This window comes from Aquiflexum sp., assembly GCF_041751335.1.
GTDB lineage: Bacteria > Bacteroidota > Bacteroidia > Cytophagales > Cyclobacteriaceae > Aquiflexum.
Window position 1 is genome coordinate 1 of record NZ_JBGSXS010000337.1, and the last position, 3,717, is coordinate 3,717.

At 40.4% G+C, this 3,717-nt stretch carries 3 protein-coding genes; all 3 read right to left on the reverse strand.

Translation table 11 applies throughout. The features are described from left to right. A partial coding sequence (locus tag ACEW8U_RS18865) for a GMC family oxidoreductase N-terminal domain-containing protein (protein WP_373523613.1) occupies window positions 1-323 on the reverse strand: 323 nt, incomplete at its 3' end. A gap of 377 nt (window positions 324-700) precedes the next feature. Beyond that, window positions 701-2,383 (reverse strand): AMP-binding protein, encoded by a 1,683-nt coding sequence (locus ACEW8U_RS18870; protein WP_373523614.1) that lies wholly within the window; start codon window positions 2,381-2,383, stop codon window positions 701-703. Window positions 2,384-2,982: 599 nt separating this feature from the next. Continuing rightward, a partial coding sequence (locus ACEW8U_RS18875) for an acyl-CoA dehydrogenase family protein (protein WP_373523615.1) occupies window positions 2,983-3,717 on the reverse strand: 735 nt, incomplete at its 5' end.

Consider the following 3,717-nt stretch of genomic DNA (forward strand, 5'->3'; position numbering starts at 1 on the left):
CCCAAAGCTTCCCACTCTTCGAAATCCAACCTGTTTCCCCTCACATAGGCCATGGCATTGGTACTACTACTGCCTCCCAAGGTTTTGCCTCGAGGGATAAAAATTTTCCTTCCGTCAACACGCTGCTGTGGTTCTGTCCAAAAAGCCCAATCCACTTCGGACCTGTGAAGTTTGGTATATCCACCTGGGATAGCAATCTCTAATTTCTTATCCGGTTCCCCTGCTTCCAACAAAAGGACAGTATTTTTCGGATCCTCGGATAAGCGATTGGCCAAAACACATCCCGCAGATCCAGCACCTATTATGATGTAATCATAGATCATATTTTAAATGATAAAAGGTTGAAATCGAAGCGAAGATCCCGAGAGCGACAGTGATCGGGGATACTTGGTAGATATTAATTGATATAAGAGGATAATAGAGGATATTTATGGATAATTCTAGATATTGAACTAGGTGGAAATCAAAATAGAGCAAAGCTCTAAAGAGCTATTTTGATTTGGGAGCAAGAAATTACCCAGCTCTAATATTTGCATAAAAGAAAGGATTGTAAACTAAGAAATTTTCCAATCCACGACGGCAGACAAGTTTTTTAATTTTCCAATCTTCCAATTTCAATTTTAAACCAACCTCAATTATTGCTCCTTTTTAAAAGAATGCCGGCGGAAACCGGCACTCCCTACCTTTTATCTTGTATTTATCAACGAGCAACGGTCTTTTCATGCATTTCTTTGATCTTTCTTCTGAGGATTTTACCCACATTGGTTTTGGGCAGTTCATCCGCAAAATACACCTCTCTAGGTACTTTGTAGCTTGTCAGTTCTTCCCTGCAATGGGCAATCAGTTCTTCAGGAGTAAGAGATTTGTCTTTGGCTACCACATAAGCCACTACCTTTTCGGTGGATTTATCATCGGGCATACCAATAACTCCTGTTTCCAATACTTTTGGATGCATGGCAATGGCATTTTCCACCTCATTGGGATAGACATTGAATCCGGAAACGAGGATCATTTCCTTTTTCCTGTCCACAATTTTGACAAATCCATCTTTATCGATGACCGCAATATCTCCTGTCTTGAACCATTCACCATCCATTACCTTTGAGGTTTCCTCAGGCCTATTCCAGTAGCCTTTCATCACCTGAGGGCCTTTGATGCAAATCTCACCTTTTTCACCTGTTGGAACATCCTTTCCATTGTCATCGATGATTTTGATATCGGTATTGGGAAGCGGAATTCCGATGGTACCTATTCTTTCAGTTCCATCTATTGGATTGCAAGTGGCCACAGGAGAGGTTTCAGTCAATCCATAACCTTCAGCTAATGGAACATTAGTGATTTTCTGCCATTTTTCTGCAGTAGCCTTCTGAACAGCCATCCCGCCGCCAACAGCAACTTTCAGAGAGGAAAAATCTAATTTGGAAAAAGCTTCATTGTTCATCAATCCATTGAACAATGTATTGACTCCTGTTATAACTGTGAATTTATGTTTTCCTAATTCTTTGATAAAACCAGGCATATCTCTTGGATTGGTAATCAGTACATTATGAGCACCGATTTTCATCATCGCAAGACAATTTACAGTCAAGGCAAAAATGTGGTAGAGGGGCAATGCGGTAATGACAATTTCTTCTTTTTCTTTTAATTTTGGCTTCATCCATGCAGAAATCTGCTGCATATTGGCCACAATATTGGCATGGGTCAATTCAGCACCTTTGGAAACACCTGTGGTTCCCCCTGTATATTGTAGAAAAGCAGGGTCCTCCAAAGTCATCTCCTCTCTTTTATAAGGTTTGGAAGCACCTCGCAACATGACTTTTTTCCAGCTTATGGCCCTTGGAAGGTGATATGCAGGAACCATTTTTTTCACATGCTTCACCACAAGGTTAACAATTGTTCCCTTTAATCCTCCAAGCATATCTCCCAATTCGGTGACTATGACATGCTTTGCTTTAATTTCCTGTCTGATTTTTTCAAGGTTAGAGGCAAAATTTGCAAGGATGACAATCGCATCGGCTCCCGCATCTTCGAACTGATGTTTCATCTCTCTTGGAGTATAAAGTGGATTGGCATTGACCACTACCATTCCGGCTCTCAGGACACCGAACATGACCACGGGATATTGAAGGCAGTTTGGCATCTGAATGGCTACCCTGTCCCCTTTTTTCATATTGAGTTCGTGCTGTAGATAGGATGCAAAATGTTGGGAAAGCTTATCAACATCATTGAAAGTGATGGTTTTACCCATACATTCATAGGCTATGGCGTCGCCGTATTTCTGGACACTTTCCTCAAAAAGATTGACTACTGAACTATAAGCTTTTACATTAATTTCGGTTTCTACACCATCAGGATAAAATTTGAACCAAGGAAAGGTATGCATAGAGGATTATTTATTTTGGGTTTGAAAATGATTTTAGAATTTAGAATTTAATGTCAATTTGTTTGGCTTATTTTGATGCAACCCCATCGGGGTTGTATGTTTATAGAAGATTCATTTATCTATAAACATGCGACTCCGAAGGAGTCGTACGTTTCTAAACTAAACGGCATTGAAATAAGATTACTAAATATAAAAGAATATTGCTTTTTAAAAAAGTGGGGAGTTGGGAGTGGAAAGATAAAAAATGAAATTGTCCGTCCCTCTGGGACTTTGGTTATGTTTAGATTTTCACTATCGACGGGTTAAAACCCATCGCTATGACATCGGTCGTCCCGATGGGACTATATCATTTTATAACCTTGTTCCCAATAGCTGATGCTCTGATTTCAATATTAACAAGTATCCTTATATCCATTAATATCGATCCAATATCCCGAATTTCTGTCGCTCTCAGGATCTACTCCATTCTCCGATTTCTACCATATTTCAATTTATTTCCATTTTATCCCGAATCACTTCGTTCTCGGGATCTTCGTTTCGCTCCGATTTTAATTTATTTTAAGGTATTTAAATAATATTACACTTAAGCAAAATCCAAATCACCCCAAAATCTTCCTTGCAATCAATTCCTTCATGATCTCATTGGTGCCGGCATAAATCCGCTGAACCCTGGCATCCGCAAATGCTCTTGCTACGCCATACTCCCACATATAGCCATAGCCGCCATGTAGCTGCACACATTCATCGGAAACATTGCATTGGAGTTCGGTCATGAGGTATTTTGCCGAAGAGGCAATTGCCCCATCTACTTTTTTGTCATTATGCAACATCACCAACTGATCCACATAAATCCTTCCCTGTTCTAATTTCGCACCCATTTCAGCCAATTTGAAGCGGGTATTCTGAAAATCAGAAACCATCTTTCCAAATGCTGCCCTGTTTTTGACATACTCCACGGTAGATAAAAAAGTCGATTCCGCCAATGCCACCGCAGCCAACGCCACGATCAATCGTTCCTGCGCCAATTCAGTCATAAGATATTTGAAGCCTTCGCCAACCTTGCCTAAGAGGTTTTCCTTTGGGACTTTTACATCCTCAAAAAACAATTCACAGGTATCCTGTGCATGCAATCCGACTTTTTCAAAAGGAACGCCTTTGGAAAAACCATCCATATCTTTGTCCACAATAAACAAACTGATTCCCTTTGCTCCCTGATTGGGGTCGGTCTTGGCCGCCACAACTGCAATATCACAGAGAAACCCATTGGTAATAAAAGTCTTTGATCCATTGATCAGGTAATGGTCTCCTTTATCTTCAGCAGTTGACCTGATGGC